Below are 14,302 nucleotides of genomic sequence, written 5' to 3'. Positions count from 1 at the left end.
CGTCGCGCGCGTCGCCACTCACCGGTAGTCGTACTTCAGGCCGATGCCCAGGGTGCTCTGCGAGGGGAGGAGACCGGCGCCGACGATGTCGAGCACCGGCGGTACGAGCAGTTCGGCCAGCCGGGCCGTTTCGCCGGGCGTGAGGGCTTCCCAGGGGGCGGCTGCGAGCTCATCGGTGAGCTTCTCGACTCCGGTACGCACCCGGAGCCCTTCGTCGGTGGCCCCGCCGTCGGCCTCCACCAGGCCGCGGGCGGCGAGGCGTGCGCGGGCGGCGGCCCAGTCCGCGTCGCTCCACTGCCTGCTGCGGAACACCTCCTCGGGCGCGGCTCCGACGGCGGCGTGCGACACCAGGGACTCGACGGGGCCGATGCCGTGGGCCTGGAGGGCGGCGACATGGCCGTCGCCGCGGTGCTCGCGCAGGACGGTGGCCGCCTGCCAGAGCACCAGGTGCGACTCGTCGGGCCAGGGCAGCGAGGCGTTGGCGGCGGCCAGGGGGCGGCCCGCGGTGTCCGCGGCCTCGGCGGCGCGGCGGGCCAGGTCCGCGGCCTCGCGCAGCTCGGGCGAGCCGATCCGGTCACCGAGGAGCTTGCGCAGTGCGCGGTTCACCGCCACGCCCCGGGCCTCCAGGACCCGTTCGGGCGCGGCGGTCCGCCAGGCCGGTGCGGTGTAGCGCTCGACCATCTGCGGGCTGAGGCTGTAGAAGAGCGCGTTCACCAGCCGCGGGCCGGCCGGACCGAGCGGCGCGGCGCGGTAGGCGAAGTAGCTCGGCCAGCGCTCGTCAGTGGCGTAGCCGAGGGCCGCGGCCTCCTCGAAGGCCTCCGGCGCGTAATAGAGCGTGGCATGCACCGGCTCCAGCAACTGCCACATCTGCCGGACCGTGCTCAGGCTGTGCTTCATGTCGCTTCCTCCGCTGTCACTGCCGAGCGCCCCACCGGAACTTGACACCGACCAGATTGCGGGCGCCGCCACCGTCTTGTCAATGACTAGATATGGGATAGCCTGGGGCCATGGCCGCGACCCGCGCTTACCACCACGGAGACCTGCGCCGAGCCGTCCTCTCCGCCGCGCTGGAGGTCATCCGGAGCGACGGCGTCGCCGCGATCAGCCTCCGCGACCTCGCCCGCCGCGCCGAGGTCTCCCACGCCGCCCCCGCCCACCATTTCAAGGACAAGGCCGGGCTGCTGACCGCGATCGCCACGGAGGGTTTCGAGCTGCTGGCCGCCGCCCTGACCGCGGTGCCGGCCGGCTCCACGCACCGGCTGCGCGAAATGGGCGTGCGGTACGTGGAGTTCGCCCTGGACCATCCGGCCCACTTCGAGGTGATGTTCCGGCCCCAACTGCTCCACGCCGGCGACCCGGAGCTGACCGCGGCCAGGGAGCACGCCTCCCGGGCGCTGGCGTCGGGCGTCGAGGACCTCCCTGGCGTGAGGGCCGGTCTTGATGCCCGGCGGGCCGGCCTGACCGCTTGGTCGCTGGCCCACGGTTTCGCCACCCTGCAGCTCGGCGGAAGTCTCCCGTCGCTGGACGACGACCCGGCCGAAACCTTTCGCGCGCTCGTCGCCGACCGCCTCGTCGTGCGGCTTCCGTAGCCGAGCGCCCTCCGGGCGACCGCGACGGGGTGCGCGGGTGCCCATGCCGAGGTTCACCTCCGGGTACGGGCGGCCGCGCCGGTCGCGGAGGATCAGGACGGCAGCAGGCTGCCCCTCCTCGACAGCAGGAACCTCTTGAACGCCGCCACGGGTGGTGTGTCCGTGCGTCCCGCCAGCCAGGCCACGCCGATCTCGCGGGCGGCGCGCGGGGCGGTGACCGTCAGTTCGACCACGCCGGGGCGGGGCACGGCGGGCGGCGGCAGCAGGGCGACGCCGAGACCGGCCGCGACCAGGCCGCGCAGCGTCTCCGCCTCCTCTCCCTCGAAGGCCACCCTGGGCCGGAAACCGGCCTCCTTGCACAGCGCGTCGGTGATGCGCCGCAGGCCGTAGCCGGGCTCCAGGGTCACGAAGATCTCGTCGGCGGCCTCGGCGAGGCGGATGCGTCTGCGCCCGGCCAGGGAGTGGTCGGCCGGGACGACCAGGCGCAGCTTCTGCTCGTCGAGGCGGCGGGCGACCAGGTCGGGGGCGTCGGGGACCGGGGAGGTGAGGCACAGGTCCAGCTCCCCCGCGCGCAGGCCCTCCAGCATGGCCTCGCCGTAGTTCTGCACGAGGCTGAAGCGGACGCGGGGGTGGTCGGCGCGGAAGGCGTGCAGCAGGCCGGGGACGGTCTCGGCGCCCATGGTGTGCAGGAAGCCGAAGGCGACCTTGCCGGTGGCCGGGTCGGCGTCGGCGCGGACCTCGTCGGCGGCGCGCTCGACCTCGGCGAGGGCGCGCTCGACGGAGCCGAGGAAGGTCCGCCCGGCGACGGTCAGCGCGAGGGTGCGGCCGCGGCGGACGAACAGGTCGACGCCGAGGTCCTCCTCCAGGCGGACGAGGGCGCGGGAGAGGGTCGACTGGGGGACGTTCATCTCCTGGGCGGCCCGGGTGACGTGCTCGGTGCGGGCCACACCGGCGAAGTGCGCGAGGCGGGGCGCGAGCAGCGCGACGATGTCTTCTGTGTCACCGGAGGGTGACAGGCGGGGCCGTGAGCTTCGCTGATGCACCATGGGAACGATTATGGCCGTTCCATGCATTGGACGGATGAGTAAGGGGCTTCGTACCTTCGTGGCATGACTCCCGCCGATACCGGGGCGTCCACGGTCGTGGACGCCGCATCCGCCGCCTCCGCGGTCCCCGACTCCACCGGCTCCTCCGGCTCGCGCATGGCACCGGGCGGCCCCGGCTACCGCCGGATGAGTTTCGCGCTGTTCCTGGCGGGCGTCGCGACCTTCGCGCTCCTCTACTCCACTCAGGCCCTGCTGCCGCTGATCTCGGGCGACCTCGGTGTCACGGCGAGCGACGCGAGCTGGACCGTGGCCGCCGCGACCGGCGGCCTCGCGGTGTTCGTGCTGCCGATGAGCGCGCTGTCGGAGCGGTTCGGACGGCGTACGGTCATGACGGCGTCGCTGGCGGTCGCGGTGACCGTCGGGCTGCTGGTGCCGTTCGCGCCGTCGCTGCCGGCGCTGGTCGCGCTGCGGGCGGTGCAGGGCGCGGCGCTGGCCGGGCTGCCGGCCTCGGCGACGGCGTATCTCGCGGAGGAGGTGCGGCCGCGGGCGCTGGTCACCGCGATCGGCCTGTTCGTGGCGGGCAACAGCGTGGGCGGGATGAGCGGCCGGGTCATCACCGGCTGGGTCGCCCAGGAGTGGGGCTGGCGGGTCGCCGTCGGGGTCATCGGCCTCGTCGCGGTGGCGTGCGCGGTGGCCTTCCGGCTGCTGCTGCCGGCGCCGAAGCACTTCACCCCGGGCTCGCTGCGTCCGCGCGTGCTGGTCCGCACGGTGCGCGACCACCTCGCCAACCCGCTGCTGCGCCGCCTGTACGCGATCGGCGCGCTGTTCATGACGGTGTTCGGCGGCGTCTACACGGTGATCGGCTACCGCCTGACCGAGGCGCCCTTCTCCCTCCCGCAGGGTCTCGTCGGCTCGATCTTCCTGGTCTACCTGGTCGGCACGGTCTCGGCCTCGACGGCGGGCCGCCTGGTGGGCCGTCTCGGCCGCCGCGGGGCGCTCTATCTCGGCGCGGGGACGACGGCGGCGGGCCTGCTCCTGTCCCTGGCGCCGTCCCTGCCGCTGGTCCTGCTGGGTCTGGTACTGATCACGGCGGGCTTCTTCGCCGGGCACGCGGTGGCCTCCTCGGCGGTCGGCAAGACCGCGCAGCACGGCCGCGCCCAGGCCTCGGCGCTGTACCAGTCCGCCTACTACGTGGGCTCCAGCGCGGGCAGCACGGTCGGGGCGGTGGCCTTCCACTCCGGCGGCTGGGCCGGGACGGTCGCGGTGGGGGTGCTCGCGGTGCTGGGCGTCGTGGTCATCACGGTCTCCGGGTCGCTGGCGGCCCGCCGCCAGGCCGCGGGCGCGCCGGTGAGGGCTCTGAGCCTGCCGCGCTGACCTGCGCCTTTGTTGACTGCACAGGCCATTGTCAGTCCCCTGCGGTAGCTTCCGAAGTGCGAGGCGCGAAGACGCGCACGACGGGACGCCACAGGGGTGGGTGGACGGACGATGACCAACGGCACCGTGACGCCGGAGCTGGACTCGGCGCTGGAGAAGCACCGGCCCGAGCTGACGGGGTACTGCTACCGCATGCTCGGTTCCTCCTTCGAGGCCGAGGACGCGGTGCAGGACACCCTGGTGCGCGCCTGGCGGAGCTACGACAAGTTCGAGGGCCGCTCCAGTCTGCGCTCCTGGCTGTACCGGATCGCGACCAATGTCTGCCTGGACATGCTGACCGCGGGCAACAAGCGGGCGCGTCCGATGGACCTGACGGAGGCGACGCCGCTCGCCCGGGCCGCACTGTCCCCCCGCCCGGACCACACCTGGCTGGAGCCGATGCCGGACGCCCGCGTGCTGCCGCAGACCGCCGACCCGGCCGAGGCCGCGGTCGCCAAGGAGTCCGTGCGGCTGGCGTTCATGGCCGCCCTGCAACAGCTGCCGCCCAAGCAGCGGGCGGTGCTGATCCTGCGCGAGGTGCTGGCGTGGAAGGCGAGCGAGGTCGCCGAGCTGCTCGGCACCTCGGTCGCCTCCGTCAACAGCGCGCTGCAGCGCGCCCGCGCGACGCTCGCCGAGCGGGCGGACCGGGGGGCCGACGCGGCGGTGTCGGACCCGCTGGACGAGGAGCAGCAGAAGCTGCTGGAGCGTTATGTCGCGGCCTTCGAGGGCTACGACATGACGGCGCTGACGGCGCTGCTGCACGAGGACGCGGTCATGACGATGCCGCCGTTCGACCTGTGGCTGGCCGGCCCGGCGGACATCACCGGTTTCATGACCACGCTGGGTGCCGCGTGCGCCGGGTCCCGGCTGCTGCCGGTCCAGGCCAACGGACTGCCGGCCTTCGCGCACTACAAGCCGGACCCGGAGGCGGGCGGCTTCGCGCCGTGGGCGGTCCAGGTGCTGGAGATCTCAGACGGCCGCATCACCGGGTTCCACTGCTTCCTCGACACCAAGCGGTGGTTCCCGCTGTTCGACCTGCCGCTCCGTCTCGAAGCGGAGGCCGACGAGGTTCAGTAGGGCGTGCAGGGCCGGATCGGGGTCGCGCAACCGGATCCGGCCCCCGGCCCGCCGGGCGGTGAGCTCCAGTCGGGCCAGCAGGTCGACCACGGCGAGCCCCGGCGGCCCGAGACCGCCGACGTCACAGACGACCACCCCGGCCCGGGTGCTTTCCAGCAGCGCGCGCACCTCGTCGCAGAACCGGGGCGTCTCCCCTCGGGAGACGGGCCCCGGCAGCACGAGTACGGCGGGTGTCACGGCGTCCACGTGCGGTAGACCGGGCGTCGGCCGGGAAATCATCGGTGCCCGCCGTCGGAGATCGCAGCAGAGATCACATTGACGTGCGCGGACTCCGCCCCGGAGGGTTTGCTGCATGCCCCACGCGTCCCGTCCGTCTCCCCCTGCCATATCGTCCCTGGTCCGCCCGCTCGGCGGGGAGGTGCCGTGCAGGGGGTGCTGACCGGGTTCGCGGTCATCGCCGTGGTGATCGGCGTCGGCTACGTCCTCGGCCTGCGCGGGCACCTCGGCCCCCAGGGCCGCGAGGTGCTGACCAAGCTCGCCTTCCACGTGGCCTCCCCCGCCCTGCTGTTCACCACCCTGGCGACGGCCGACCTGTCGGTGGTCTTCTCCGCCCGGCTGCTGGTGACGGCCCTGTCCACGCTGGCGGTGGCCGGTGCGTTCGTCGCGGTGGGCGTCGTACGCGGCTGGGGCGTGGGCCGTACGACGATCGGCGCGCTCTGCTCCGGGTACGTCAACTCCGGCAACCTCGGCATCCCGATCGCCGTGTACGTCCTGGGCGACGCCTCGCTGGTGGCGCCGGTGCTGCTGTTCCAGCTGGTGCTGGTGACGCCGGTGGCGGTGACGATCCTGGACCTGTCGGGAGGGGGCGCGAAGGGCCCGCTGTGGCGTCGGCTGCTGACGCCGCTGCGCAATCCGATCGCGCTGGGTTCGCTCGCCGGGGTCGCGGTCGCCGCGAGCGGCCTCGACGTGCCCGACCCGGTCATGGACCCGGTGACCCTGATCGGCAACATGTCCGTCCCCGCGGTGCTGCTGGCCTTCGGCATCGGCCTGTGCGGCTCCACGATGCCGCTGCGGGGCGTGGAACGGCGGCCGGTGCTGCTCGCGGTCGCGCTGAAGGCGGTGGGCCAGCCGGCGGTGGCCTGGGCGCTGGCGTCGGGAGTCTTCGGTCTGCGGGGCCCCCAACTCCTCGACGTGGTGGTGACGTCGGCACTGCCCGCCGCGCAGAACCTGTACACGTACGCGTCGACCTACGGGGTGGGCGAGCGCCTGGCCCGCGACGCGATCCTGGTCTCGACGGTGGTGTCCGTGCCGGTACTGGTGGGGGTGGCGGCGGTGCTGGGGTGAGTCAGGCCTCGGGGAACTCGCCGGTGTCGATGGTCAGGTCGAAGGGGGCGGGGAGCTTGACGGGGTCGCCGAACTTCGCGGCGCTCAGTACCCGGTAGACGTCACCCTTCGGTTCGCCGTAGAGGGTCGCGGTGGGGCCGCCCGGGGCCAGGCAGTCGATGAGGAGGTACAGGGGGACGCCTGCTTCCGCGTAGCCCGCAAGTTTGTGGGTTCGGTCGTGGGTCGCCGTGGCCGTGGAGGTGATCTCCCCGACCAGTTCGGCCGTGGAGGCGGGGATGAGCTGATCGTCCCCCGCGCGCAGCGCCTCGCCGGCCACGACCGCGAGGTCCGGCACGTACAGGCCGAGCCGGGCCGGTACGGCAGGGGCAGCCGCTGGTAGACGCCCCACCCCTGCGGGATCACGTCGTAGAGGCGTCGCTGTACGCGTTCGGCGGCCACGTTGTGCGCGAGCGAGGAGAGGGGGGCGACCGTGATCAGCCCTTCGACGATCTCCACCTTGCAGGCCTTAGGTGCCTCCGTCCGGCGCCGGACCCGGACGAGTTCGTCCCACATGTTGTCGGCCAGGACGTAGTCACCCTCAAGTTCCCGCATGCGGGCAGTCAACATGCCGAACGGGACCGGTGGAGGTGCACCGGTCCCGTTCACTCGATCGAGGAAACCTCCTGATCAGGCGATACGTTCCCGCACCACCGGCGAGGCGGTGAAGGCCGTGCCCGCCGGAGCGACGTCGTACGCGCCCTCCACCGCCGCCAGCGCGTACTCGAAGCGGTCCGGGGTGTCGGTGTGGAGGGTGAGGAGGGGCTGGCCCGCGGTGACCGTGTCGCCGGGCTTGGCGTGGAGTTCGACGCCCGCGGCGGCCTGCACCGGGTCCTCCTTGCGGGCGCGGCCCGCGCCCAGGCGCCAGGCGGCGACGCCGACGTCGTAGGCGTCGAGGCGGGTCAGGACACCGGAGGCACCCGCCTTGATCACGTGCTGCTCCTTCGACGTGGGCAGCTCCGCGTCCGGGTCGCCGCCCTGGGCCGCGATCATGCGGCGCCAGACGTCCATCGCCGAGCCGTCGGCCAGCGCCTTCGCCGGATCGGCGTCCTTCAGGCCCGCCGCGTCGAGCATCTCGCGGGCCAGGGCGAGCGTCAGCTCGACGACGTCGGAGGGGCCGCCGCCGGACAGGACCTCGACCGACTCGCGGACCTCCAGGGCGTTGCCCGCGGTCAGGCCGAGGGGGGTGGCCATGTCGGTGAGGAGGGCGACCGTCTTCACGCCGTGGTCGGTGCCGAGGCCGACCATGGTGGACGCCAGCTCGCGGGCGTCCTCGATGGTCTTCATAAAGGCGCCGGAGCCCACCTTCACGTCGAGGACCAGGGAGCCGGTGCCCTCGGCGATCTTCTTGGACATGATGGAGGAGGCGATGAGCGGGATCGCCTCGACCGTGCCCGTCACGTCGCGCAGGGCGTAGAGCTTCTTGTCGGCGGGCGCGAGGCCGTCGCCCGCCGCGCAGATCACGGCGCCGGTGGTGTCCAGGACGTTCAGCATCTCCTCGTTGGAGAGGAGGGCGCGCCAGCCGGGGATGGACTCCAGCTTGTCGAGGGTGCCGCCGGTGTGGCCGAGGCCGCGGCCGGAGAGCTGCGGGACGGCCGCGCCGCACGCCGCCACCAGGGGTACGAGCGGCAAGGTGATCTTGTCGCCGACGCCGCCCGTGGAGTGCTTGTCGGCGGTCGGACGGGACAGGGACGAGAAGTCCATGCGCTCGCCCGAGGCGATCATCGCAGCCGTCCAGCGGGCGATCTCGCCGCGGTTCATGCCGTTGAGCAGGATCGCCATCGCGAGCGACGCCATCTGCTCGTCGGCGACCTCGCCGCGCGTGTACGCGTCGATGACCCAGTCGATCTGCTCGCCGCTGAGTTCGCCGCGGTCCCGCTTGGTGCGGATGACGGAGATGACGTCCATGGCCATGTCTGGCTTTCCTTACGGGAGTTGCGCGGGAGTTACTTGGTGAGGTGGTCGGGGCCGAAGGCCTGCGGGAGCATCTCCGAGAGGGGGAGGATCCCCGCCGGGGTCTCCAGCAGCATCCGCGGGCCGCCGAACTCGTACAGCAGCTGCCGGCAGCGGCCGCAGGGGACGAGGACCTCGCCCTCGCCGTCGACGCAGACGAAGTGCGTCAGCCGGCCCCCGCCGGTCACCTGCAGCTGGGAGACGAGACCGCACTCGGCGCACAGGCCGATGCCGTAGCTGGCGTTCTCCACGTTGCAGCCGGTGACGGTGCGGCCGTCGTCGACCAGGGCGGCGGCGCCCACGGCGTACCCGGAGTACGGGGCGTACGCCCGGGACATCGCGTCCCGGGCCGCCGTGCGCAGCGCCTCCCAGTCGACGCCGGTCACTTGCCCTGCCCCTTGCGGTACTGCATGCCGTCCGCCTTGGGCATCCGCAGCCGTTGCGCGGACAGGGCGAGGACGACGAGCGTGACGACGTACGGCGTGGCGGAGACGACCTGGTTGGGAACCTCGTTGGTGCCGGCGTACCAGGCGAAGACCAGGGCGCCGACGACGAACGTGATGACGGCCTTGACGTACTTCTTGCGGATCGCCAGCCAGATGGCGCCGGCGACCAGCAGCAGCGCGCCGAGCAGCAGCAGGGCGTGCACGTTGGCGGAGCCGCCGCGCAGGTTGAGGCTGTCGGTGTAGCCGAAGAGACCGGCGCCGATGGCGAGGCCGCCCGGCATCCAGTTGCCGAAGATCATCGCGGCGAGGCCGATGTAGCCGCGGCCGCTGGTCTGGCCCTCCAGGTAGAAGGGGTTGGCCACGATGGAGAGGAAGACACCGCCGAGGCCGGCCAGACCGCCGGAGATGAGCACGGCCATGTACTTGTACTTGTAGACGTTGACGCCGAGGGACTCGGCGGCGATCGGGTTCTCGCCGCAGGAGCGCAGCCGCAGGCCGAACGGGGTGCGCCACAGGATCCACCAGGTGGCGGGGATCAGCGCGACGGCGATCAGGGTCAGCCAGGAGACGTCGGTGACGAGGCCGCCGAGCAGCCCCGCGAGGTCCGAGACGAAGAACCAGTGCTGGTTGTTGAGGCTGTCGAGGCCGCTGGACAGCCCCGGGACCGAGAAGTGGCCGAGGGAGTCGACCGGCGGGGACTGCTTGGCCGAGCCGCCCTGATGGCCCTCGAAGGCGAGCGGGGCGAGGTAGCGGGTGGCGCCGAGAGCGAGGATGTTGATGGCCACACCGGAGACGATGTGGTTGACGTTGAAGGTGATCGTGACGATGGCGTGCAGCAGGCCGCCGAGCGCGCCGCCGATGATGCCGACGAGGATGCCGGTCCACGGGCCCCACTGGAAGCCGGCCCAGGCGCCGAACCAGGTGCCGAGGATCATCATGCCCTCGAGGCCGATGTTGACGACGCCCGCGCGCTCGGCCCACAGGCCGCCGAGGCCGGCGAGGCCGATCGGCACCGCGAGCTGGAGCGCGGTGGACATCTGGCTGACGTTGGTGATGCCGTTGGCGCCGGTGATCAGCCGCACGATGGAGGTCAGCGCCAGGGCACCGGCGATGACCAGCATCAGGACGGGCAGCGACAGGCGGCGGCCGGTCGGCGCCCCGGGCTGCAGCGAGGGCTGGTTGACGTCGGTCGCTGTGGTCGGAGCGGTCATCGGCCGGCCACCTCCTTCTTCGAGTTGTCGGTGGCACCCAGGACGTGACCGGCGGCCAGCTCCGCGCCGACCCGGCGCTGCTGGCGGCGCAGGCCCCACTCACGGACGGCCTCGTAGGAGACGACGACCGAGAGGACGATCAGGCCCTGCATGATGACCGCGATCTCCTTGTCGTAGCCGTGGAAGTCCAGCTCGGGCGAGGCCTTGTCCAGCCAGGCCCACAGCAGAGCGGCGAAGGCGATGCCGACCGGGCTGTTGCGGCCGAGCAGGGCGATGCCGATGCCGAGGAAGCCGATGCCGGTGGGGAAGTTGAGGCTGTAGGTGTGGGTGTCGCCGAGCAGGATGGGCAGGCCCGCGAGTCCGGCGAGGCCGCCGGAGATGAGCATCGCGGTGAGCACCATGCGCTTGGGGTCGACGCCGCTGGCCGCTGCGGCGGACTCGGAGGCGCCGGAGGCGCGCAGGTCGAAGCCGAAGCGGGTGCGGTTGAGGACGACCCAGTAGCCGATGCCGAGGAGCACGGCGAGGATGACCAGGCCGTAGATCTCGCCGGAGGCGCCCATGTCGATGCCGGGAACCCAGCCGGACTCGTGCATCTCGCCGGTGGTGTTGTTGTTGCCGATCTTGACGCCGAAGACGTCCGGCAGCCACAGGTAGCCGATGACGGAGGTGGCGATGGCGTTGAGCATGATCGTCGCGACGACCTCGCTGACGCCGCGGGTCACCTTGAGGACACCGGCGATGCCGGACCAGAAGGCGCCGGTGAGGACGGCGGTCAGGAGCAGCAGCGGGACCTGGAGGCCGGCCGGCAGGTTGGCGTGGGCGCCGACGATCGCGGCCATCATGGCGGCGAGCTGGTACTGGCCGTCCACGCCGATGTTGAAGAGGTTCATCCGGAAGCCGATGGCCACCGCGAGGGCCGCGATGTAGTACAGCGACGCCTGGTTGATGATCAGGACCTGGATGTCGGAGAACCCGGCCTGCTCGAACATCAGGGCGAACGGTTCGACCGGGTTCTTGCCCGAGGCGATCAGGACGATCGCACTGAGCACGAAGGCCACGGCGAGCGCGATGACCGGTCCGGCCACCGCGAGGAGCACGCGCTCCTTGTCGAACTTCTTCATCAGCGGGCCTCGTCTTCCGGAGACTCGGGGGACTCAGGAGTCTCGGGGGACTTGAGTGACTTGGGGGTGTCCGGGGACTCCGGCGACTCCGGGGACTTGGACACCTCGGCCGGGGCCTTGGGGGTCTCCTCGTCCTCCAGGTGGCCGGAGGCGGCGCCGGTCATCGCGGAGCCGAGCGCCTCCGGGGTGATGGTGGCGGGGTCGGCGTCGGCGACCAGCTTGCCGTCGTAGATCACCCGGAGGGTGTCGGAGAGGCCGATCAGCTCGTCCAGGTCGGCGGAGATCAGCAGCACGGCCAGTCCCTCGCGGCGGGCCTCGCGGATGTGGTCCCAGATGGCGGCCTGGGCGCCGACGTCCACGCCGCGCGTGGGGTGGGCGGCGATGAGGAAGCGCGGCTTGTGGGTCATCTCGCGGCCGACGATCAGCTTCTGCTGGTTGCCGCCGGACAGGGAGGCCGCGGTGACGTCGATGCCGGGGGTGCGGACGTCGTACGTCTCGACGATGCGGCGGGTGTCCTCCTGGGCGCTCTTGAGGTCCAGCCAGACGCCCTTGCTGTTGGGCTTCTCGGTGACGTGGCCGAGGATGCGGTTCTCCCAGAGGGGGGCCTCCAGGAGCAGGCCGTGGCGGTGGCGGTCCTCGGGGATGTAGCCGACGCCCTGCTCGCGGCGCTTGCGGGTGGGCAGCGCGGTGATGTCCTGGTCGAGGAAGCGGATGGTGCCCGAATCGGCGTGCTTCAGGCCGATCAGCGCGTCGACCAGCTCGGTCTGGCCGTTGCCCTCGACACCGGCGATGCCCAGCACCTCACCGGCGTGGATGGTGAAGGAGATGTCGTCGAGCAGGGCCTTGCCGCCCGGTGCCGCCAGGCGCAGCGTGTCGACGGCGAGGACCGCGCGGTCGGTGACCGTGGACTCGGCGGTCTCCGGCGTGGGCAGTTCGCTGCCGACCATCAGCTCGGCGAGCTGACGGGGCGTCGTCTCGGCGGGGACGGCCGTGCCGACCGTCGTGCCGCGGCGGATGACGGTGATCTCGTCGGCGACCGAGAGGACCTCGCCCAGCTTGTGGGAGATGAAGATGACGGACAGGCCCTCGGCCTTCAGCTCGCGCAGGTTGTCGAAGAGGGCGTCCACCTCCTGCGGCACCAGGACGGCGGTCGGCTCGTCGAGGATCAGCGTGCGGGCGCCGCGGTAGAGGACCTTGAGGATCTCCACGCGCTGGCGGGCGGCGACGCCCAGCTCCTCGACCAGGAGGTCGGGGCGCACACCGAGGCCGTACCGCTCGGAGATCTCCTTGATCTTGCGGCGGGCCCTGCCGCCGATGCCGTACAGCTTCTCGCTGCCGAGGACCACGTTCTCCAGGACCGTGAGGTTGTCGGCGAGCATGAAGTGCTGGTGGACCATGCCGATGCCGCGGGCGATGGCGTCGGCGGGCGAGGAGAAGGCCACCTGCTCGCCGTCGACCGCGATGGTGCCCTCGTCCGGCTTCTGCATGCCGTAGAGGATCTTCATCAGCGTCGACTTGCCGGCGCCGTTCTCGCCGACGAAGGCGTGGACGGTGCCCTTGCGGACGGTGAGGTGGATGTCGTGGTTGGCCACGACTCCGGGGAAACGCTTGGTGATCCCGGCGAGTTCGACGGCGGTCACCGATTCGTTGACCGCCGCTTTCGCCGGAGGGCTGCTGGACGCGTTGATGGCGCACTCTCCTGAGGACGGGGGCCGTCTACGCGCGTAGCGCCCCTACGGCATCTAAAAGCGGCGGCACATCGACACGACGGGGTACGAGGAGGGCGCCCCCAAGACGCTCTCCCCGTACCCCGCCGAGCGGCGCAACCGACGCGGTTACACGCTGTTCGAGGTGTTGCTGGTGCTGCTGGTGCTGCTCAGCTGCTCTTGACCTTGATCTCGCCGCTGATGATCTTCTCCTTGGCCGTCTTGATGGCTGCCTGGAGCTCGGCGTCGTCCGCGAACTTCGGGTTCGAGTCCGAGAGACCGACCTCGCCGGACTTCAGATCGCCCCGAACGATACCGGTCTCGGGCTTGCCGTCCTCGACCGACTTCGACAGGTTGTATACGGCCTTGGCGACGTCCTTGGTGGCCGAGGTCAGGATCGAGTCCTTGTACTTCGCGAGGGCTTCCTGCTTGTACTGGTCGGAGTCGACGCCGATCGCCCAGACCTTGTTGGCGGCCGCGGCCTCGATGACGCCCTGGCCGGAGAGGCCGGCCGCCGCGTACACGACGTCGGCCTTCTTTTCGATCTGGCCCTCGGCGGCGGTCTTGCCCTTGTCGGGGCTGGAGAAGCCGCCCTCCTCCGCGGTCTGCGTCAGGTACTGCGAGATGACCTTGACCTTGGGGTCGGTGTCCTTGACGCCCTGCTCGTAGCCGGCCTGGAACTTGTGGATCAGGGGGACGTCCACACCGCCCACGAAGCCGACCGTGTTGGTCTTGGTGCTCTTGGCGGCGGCGACACCGGCGAGGTAGGACGCCTCCTGCTCGTTGAAGACCAGGTCCGCGACGTTGTCGGCCTCGATCGTGGCGTCGTCCACGATGCCGAAGGTGGTGTCCGGGTACTTCTCCGCGACGTTCTTCATGGCGGAGGCGTACGCGTAGCCGATGCCGATGACGGGGTTGTAGCCCTGCTTGGCCAGCGAGGACAGCCGCTGCTCCTTGTCGGCGTCCGTCTCACCGTCGGTGGGCTCGACGTCGGCCGTCTCGTAGCCGAACTCCTTCTTGGCCTGCTCCAGACCGGCGTACGCGGCGTCGTTGAAGGACTGGTCGCCCTTGCCGCCGACGTCGTACGCGATGGCGAGACCCTTGTCGCCCTTGGACTCCGAACCGGAGTCGGTCGAGGTACCACCGCAGGCGGCGAGTGCGAGGGCCAGGGAGGCGGTCGCTGCGCCTGCGACCGTGATCCGGGAAATCCGGCGCATGTCTGGTGCTCCTGTCGTACAAGCGCCGGGGACGGTTCGGGCTGCGGCGCTGGCTTTGCCGCAGATTAACGCGCGTAGACCTGCCTGAAAACCCCTTCTGTCCACCTTGTTATCCGCCCGTGAGCAAGGTGACGCGGATGGCC

13 protein-coding genes and 1 pseudogene are annotated in these 14,302 nt (G+C 71.6%); 4 read left to right on the top strand and 10 right to left on the bottom strand.

Going from position 1 to position 14,302, the window contains the following annotated elements:
• Positions 1 to 18: 18 nt before the first annotated feature.
• Positions 19 to 897, bottom strand: coding sequence for a hypothetical protein (locus C4J65_RS21600; protein ID WP_115743866.1), 879 nt, complete (start codon positions 895 to 897; stop codon positions 19 to 21).
• 110 nt (positions 898 to 1,007) lie between these two features.
• Between C4J65_RS21600 and C4J65_RS21595 the strand changes: the two genes are divergently transcribed.
• Positions 1,008 to 1,589 carry a TetR/AcrR family transcriptional regulator gene (locus C4J65_RS21595; protein ID WP_115743865.1) on the top strand — a complete coding sequence of 194 codons (582 nt, stop codon included), beginning with the start codon at positions 1,008 to 1,010 and terminating at the stop codon, positions 1,587 to 1,589.
• Between the two features lie 92 nt (positions 1,590 to 1,681).
• On the opposite strand, the gene C4J65_RS21590 is transcribed toward C4J65_RS21595, so the two are convergent.
• Entirely contained in the window at positions 1,682 to 2,635 is a 954-nt protein-coding gene (locus tag C4J65_RS21590) for a LysR family transcriptional regulator (protein WP_115743864.1), read from the bottom strand.
• 63 nt (positions 2,636 to 2,698) lie between these two features.
• Between C4J65_RS21590 and C4J65_RS21585 the strand changes: the two genes are divergently transcribed.
• Positions 2,699 to 4,009, top strand: a complete 1,311-nt coding sequence (locus tag C4J65_RS21585; RefSeq protein WP_115743863.1) for an MFS transporter — start codon at positions 2,699 to 2,701, stop codon at positions 4,007 to 4,009.
• A gap of 111 nt (positions 4,010 to 4,120) precedes the next feature.
• Positions 4,121 to 5,125 carry a sigma-70 family RNA polymerase sigma factor gene (locus tag C4J65_RS21580; protein ID WP_115743862.1) on the top strand — a complete coding sequence of 335 codons (1,005 nt, stop codon included), beginning with the start codon at positions 4,121 to 4,123 and terminating at the stop codon, positions 5,123 to 5,125.
• Here C4J65_RS21580 and C4J65_RS21575 read toward each other — a convergent pair.
• Positions 5,018 to 5,404, bottom strand: a complete 387-nt coding sequence (locus C4J65_RS21575; protein WP_115743861.1) for an STAS domain-containing protein — start codon at positions 5,402 to 5,404, stop codon at positions 5,018 to 5,020. The genes C4J65_RS21580 and C4J65_RS21575 overlap by 108 nt on opposite strands.
• 144 nt (positions 5,405 to 5,548) lie before the next feature.
• Here C4J65_RS21575 and C4J65_RS21570 point away from each other — a divergent pair, with 144 nt between their 5' ends.
• Complete coding sequence (locus tag C4J65_RS21570; RefSeq protein WP_115743860.1) at positions 5,549 to 6,469, top strand: AEC family transporter; 921 nt, start codon at positions 5,549 to 5,551, stop codon at positions 6,467 to 6,469.
• A 1-nt stretch (position 6,470) separates the two neighbouring features.
• Here the strand turns inward: C4J65_RS21570 and C4J65_RS21565 are convergent.
• From C4J65_RS21565 to C4J65_RS21530, 7 genes and pseudogenes are all read right to left on the bottom strand, one after another.
• A pseudogene (locus C4J65_RS21565) lies at positions 6,471 to 7,060 on the bottom strand (Uma2 family endonuclease).
• A 75-nt stretch (positions 7,061 to 7,135) separates the two neighbouring features.
• Positions 7,136 to 8,413 carry a thymidine phosphorylase gene (locus tag C4J65_RS21560; RefSeq protein ID WP_205351159.1) on the bottom strand — a complete coding sequence of 426 codons (1,278 nt, stop codon included), beginning with the start codon at positions 8,411 to 8,413 and terminating at the stop codon, positions 7,136 to 7,138.
• A gap of 38 nt (positions 8,414 to 8,451) precedes the next feature.
• Positions 8,452 to 8,844: a cytidine deaminase gene (locus C4J65_RS21555; protein ID WP_115743858.1), complete on the bottom strand. Its 393-nt coding sequence runs from the start codon at positions 8,842 to 8,844 to the stop codon at positions 8,452 to 8,454.
• Positions 8,841 to 10,115, bottom strand: coding sequence for an ABC transporter permease (locus tag C4J65_RS21550; RefSeq protein WP_115743857.1), 1,275 nt, complete (start codon positions 10,113 to 10,115; stop codon positions 8,841 to 8,843). The genes C4J65_RS21555 and C4J65_RS21550 overlap by 4 nt, the downstream gene beginning before the upstream one ends.
• The gene (locus C4J65_RS21545; RefSeq protein ID WP_115743856.1) at positions 10,112 to 11,236 is read right to left on the bottom strand and encodes an ABC transporter permease; all 1,125 of its coding nucleotides are present in this window, start codon (positions 11,234 to 11,236) and stop codon (positions 10,112 to 10,114) included. The genes C4J65_RS21550 and C4J65_RS21545 overlap by 4 nt, the downstream gene beginning before the upstream one ends.
• Complete coding sequence (locus C4J65_RS21540; protein ID WP_115743855.1) at positions 11,236 to 12,876, bottom strand: ABC transporter ATP-binding protein; 1,641 nt, start codon at positions 12,874 to 12,876, stop codon at positions 11,236 to 11,238. Before C4J65_RS21540 ends, C4J65_RS21545 begins: the two co-directional genes overlap by 1 nt.
• A 236-nt stretch (positions 12,877 to 13,112) precedes the next feature.
• Positions 13,113 to 14,159: a BMP family ABC transporter substrate-binding protein gene (locus tag C4J65_RS21530; RefSeq protein ID WP_115743854.1), complete on the bottom strand. Its 1,047-nt coding sequence runs from the start codon at positions 14,157 to 14,159 to the stop codon at positions 13,113 to 13,115.
• Between the last annotated feature and the right edge of the window lie 143 nt (positions 14,160 to 14,302).

It is taken from the genome of Streptomyces sp. CB09001, assembly GCF_003369795.1.
Taxonomy (GTDB): Bacteria; Actinomycetota; Actinomycetes; order Streptomycetales; family Streptomycetaceae; genus Streptomyces.
The sequence above is the reverse complement of the archived record's forward strand: the minus strand, read 5'-3'. Positions and strand labels throughout refer to the sequence as shown.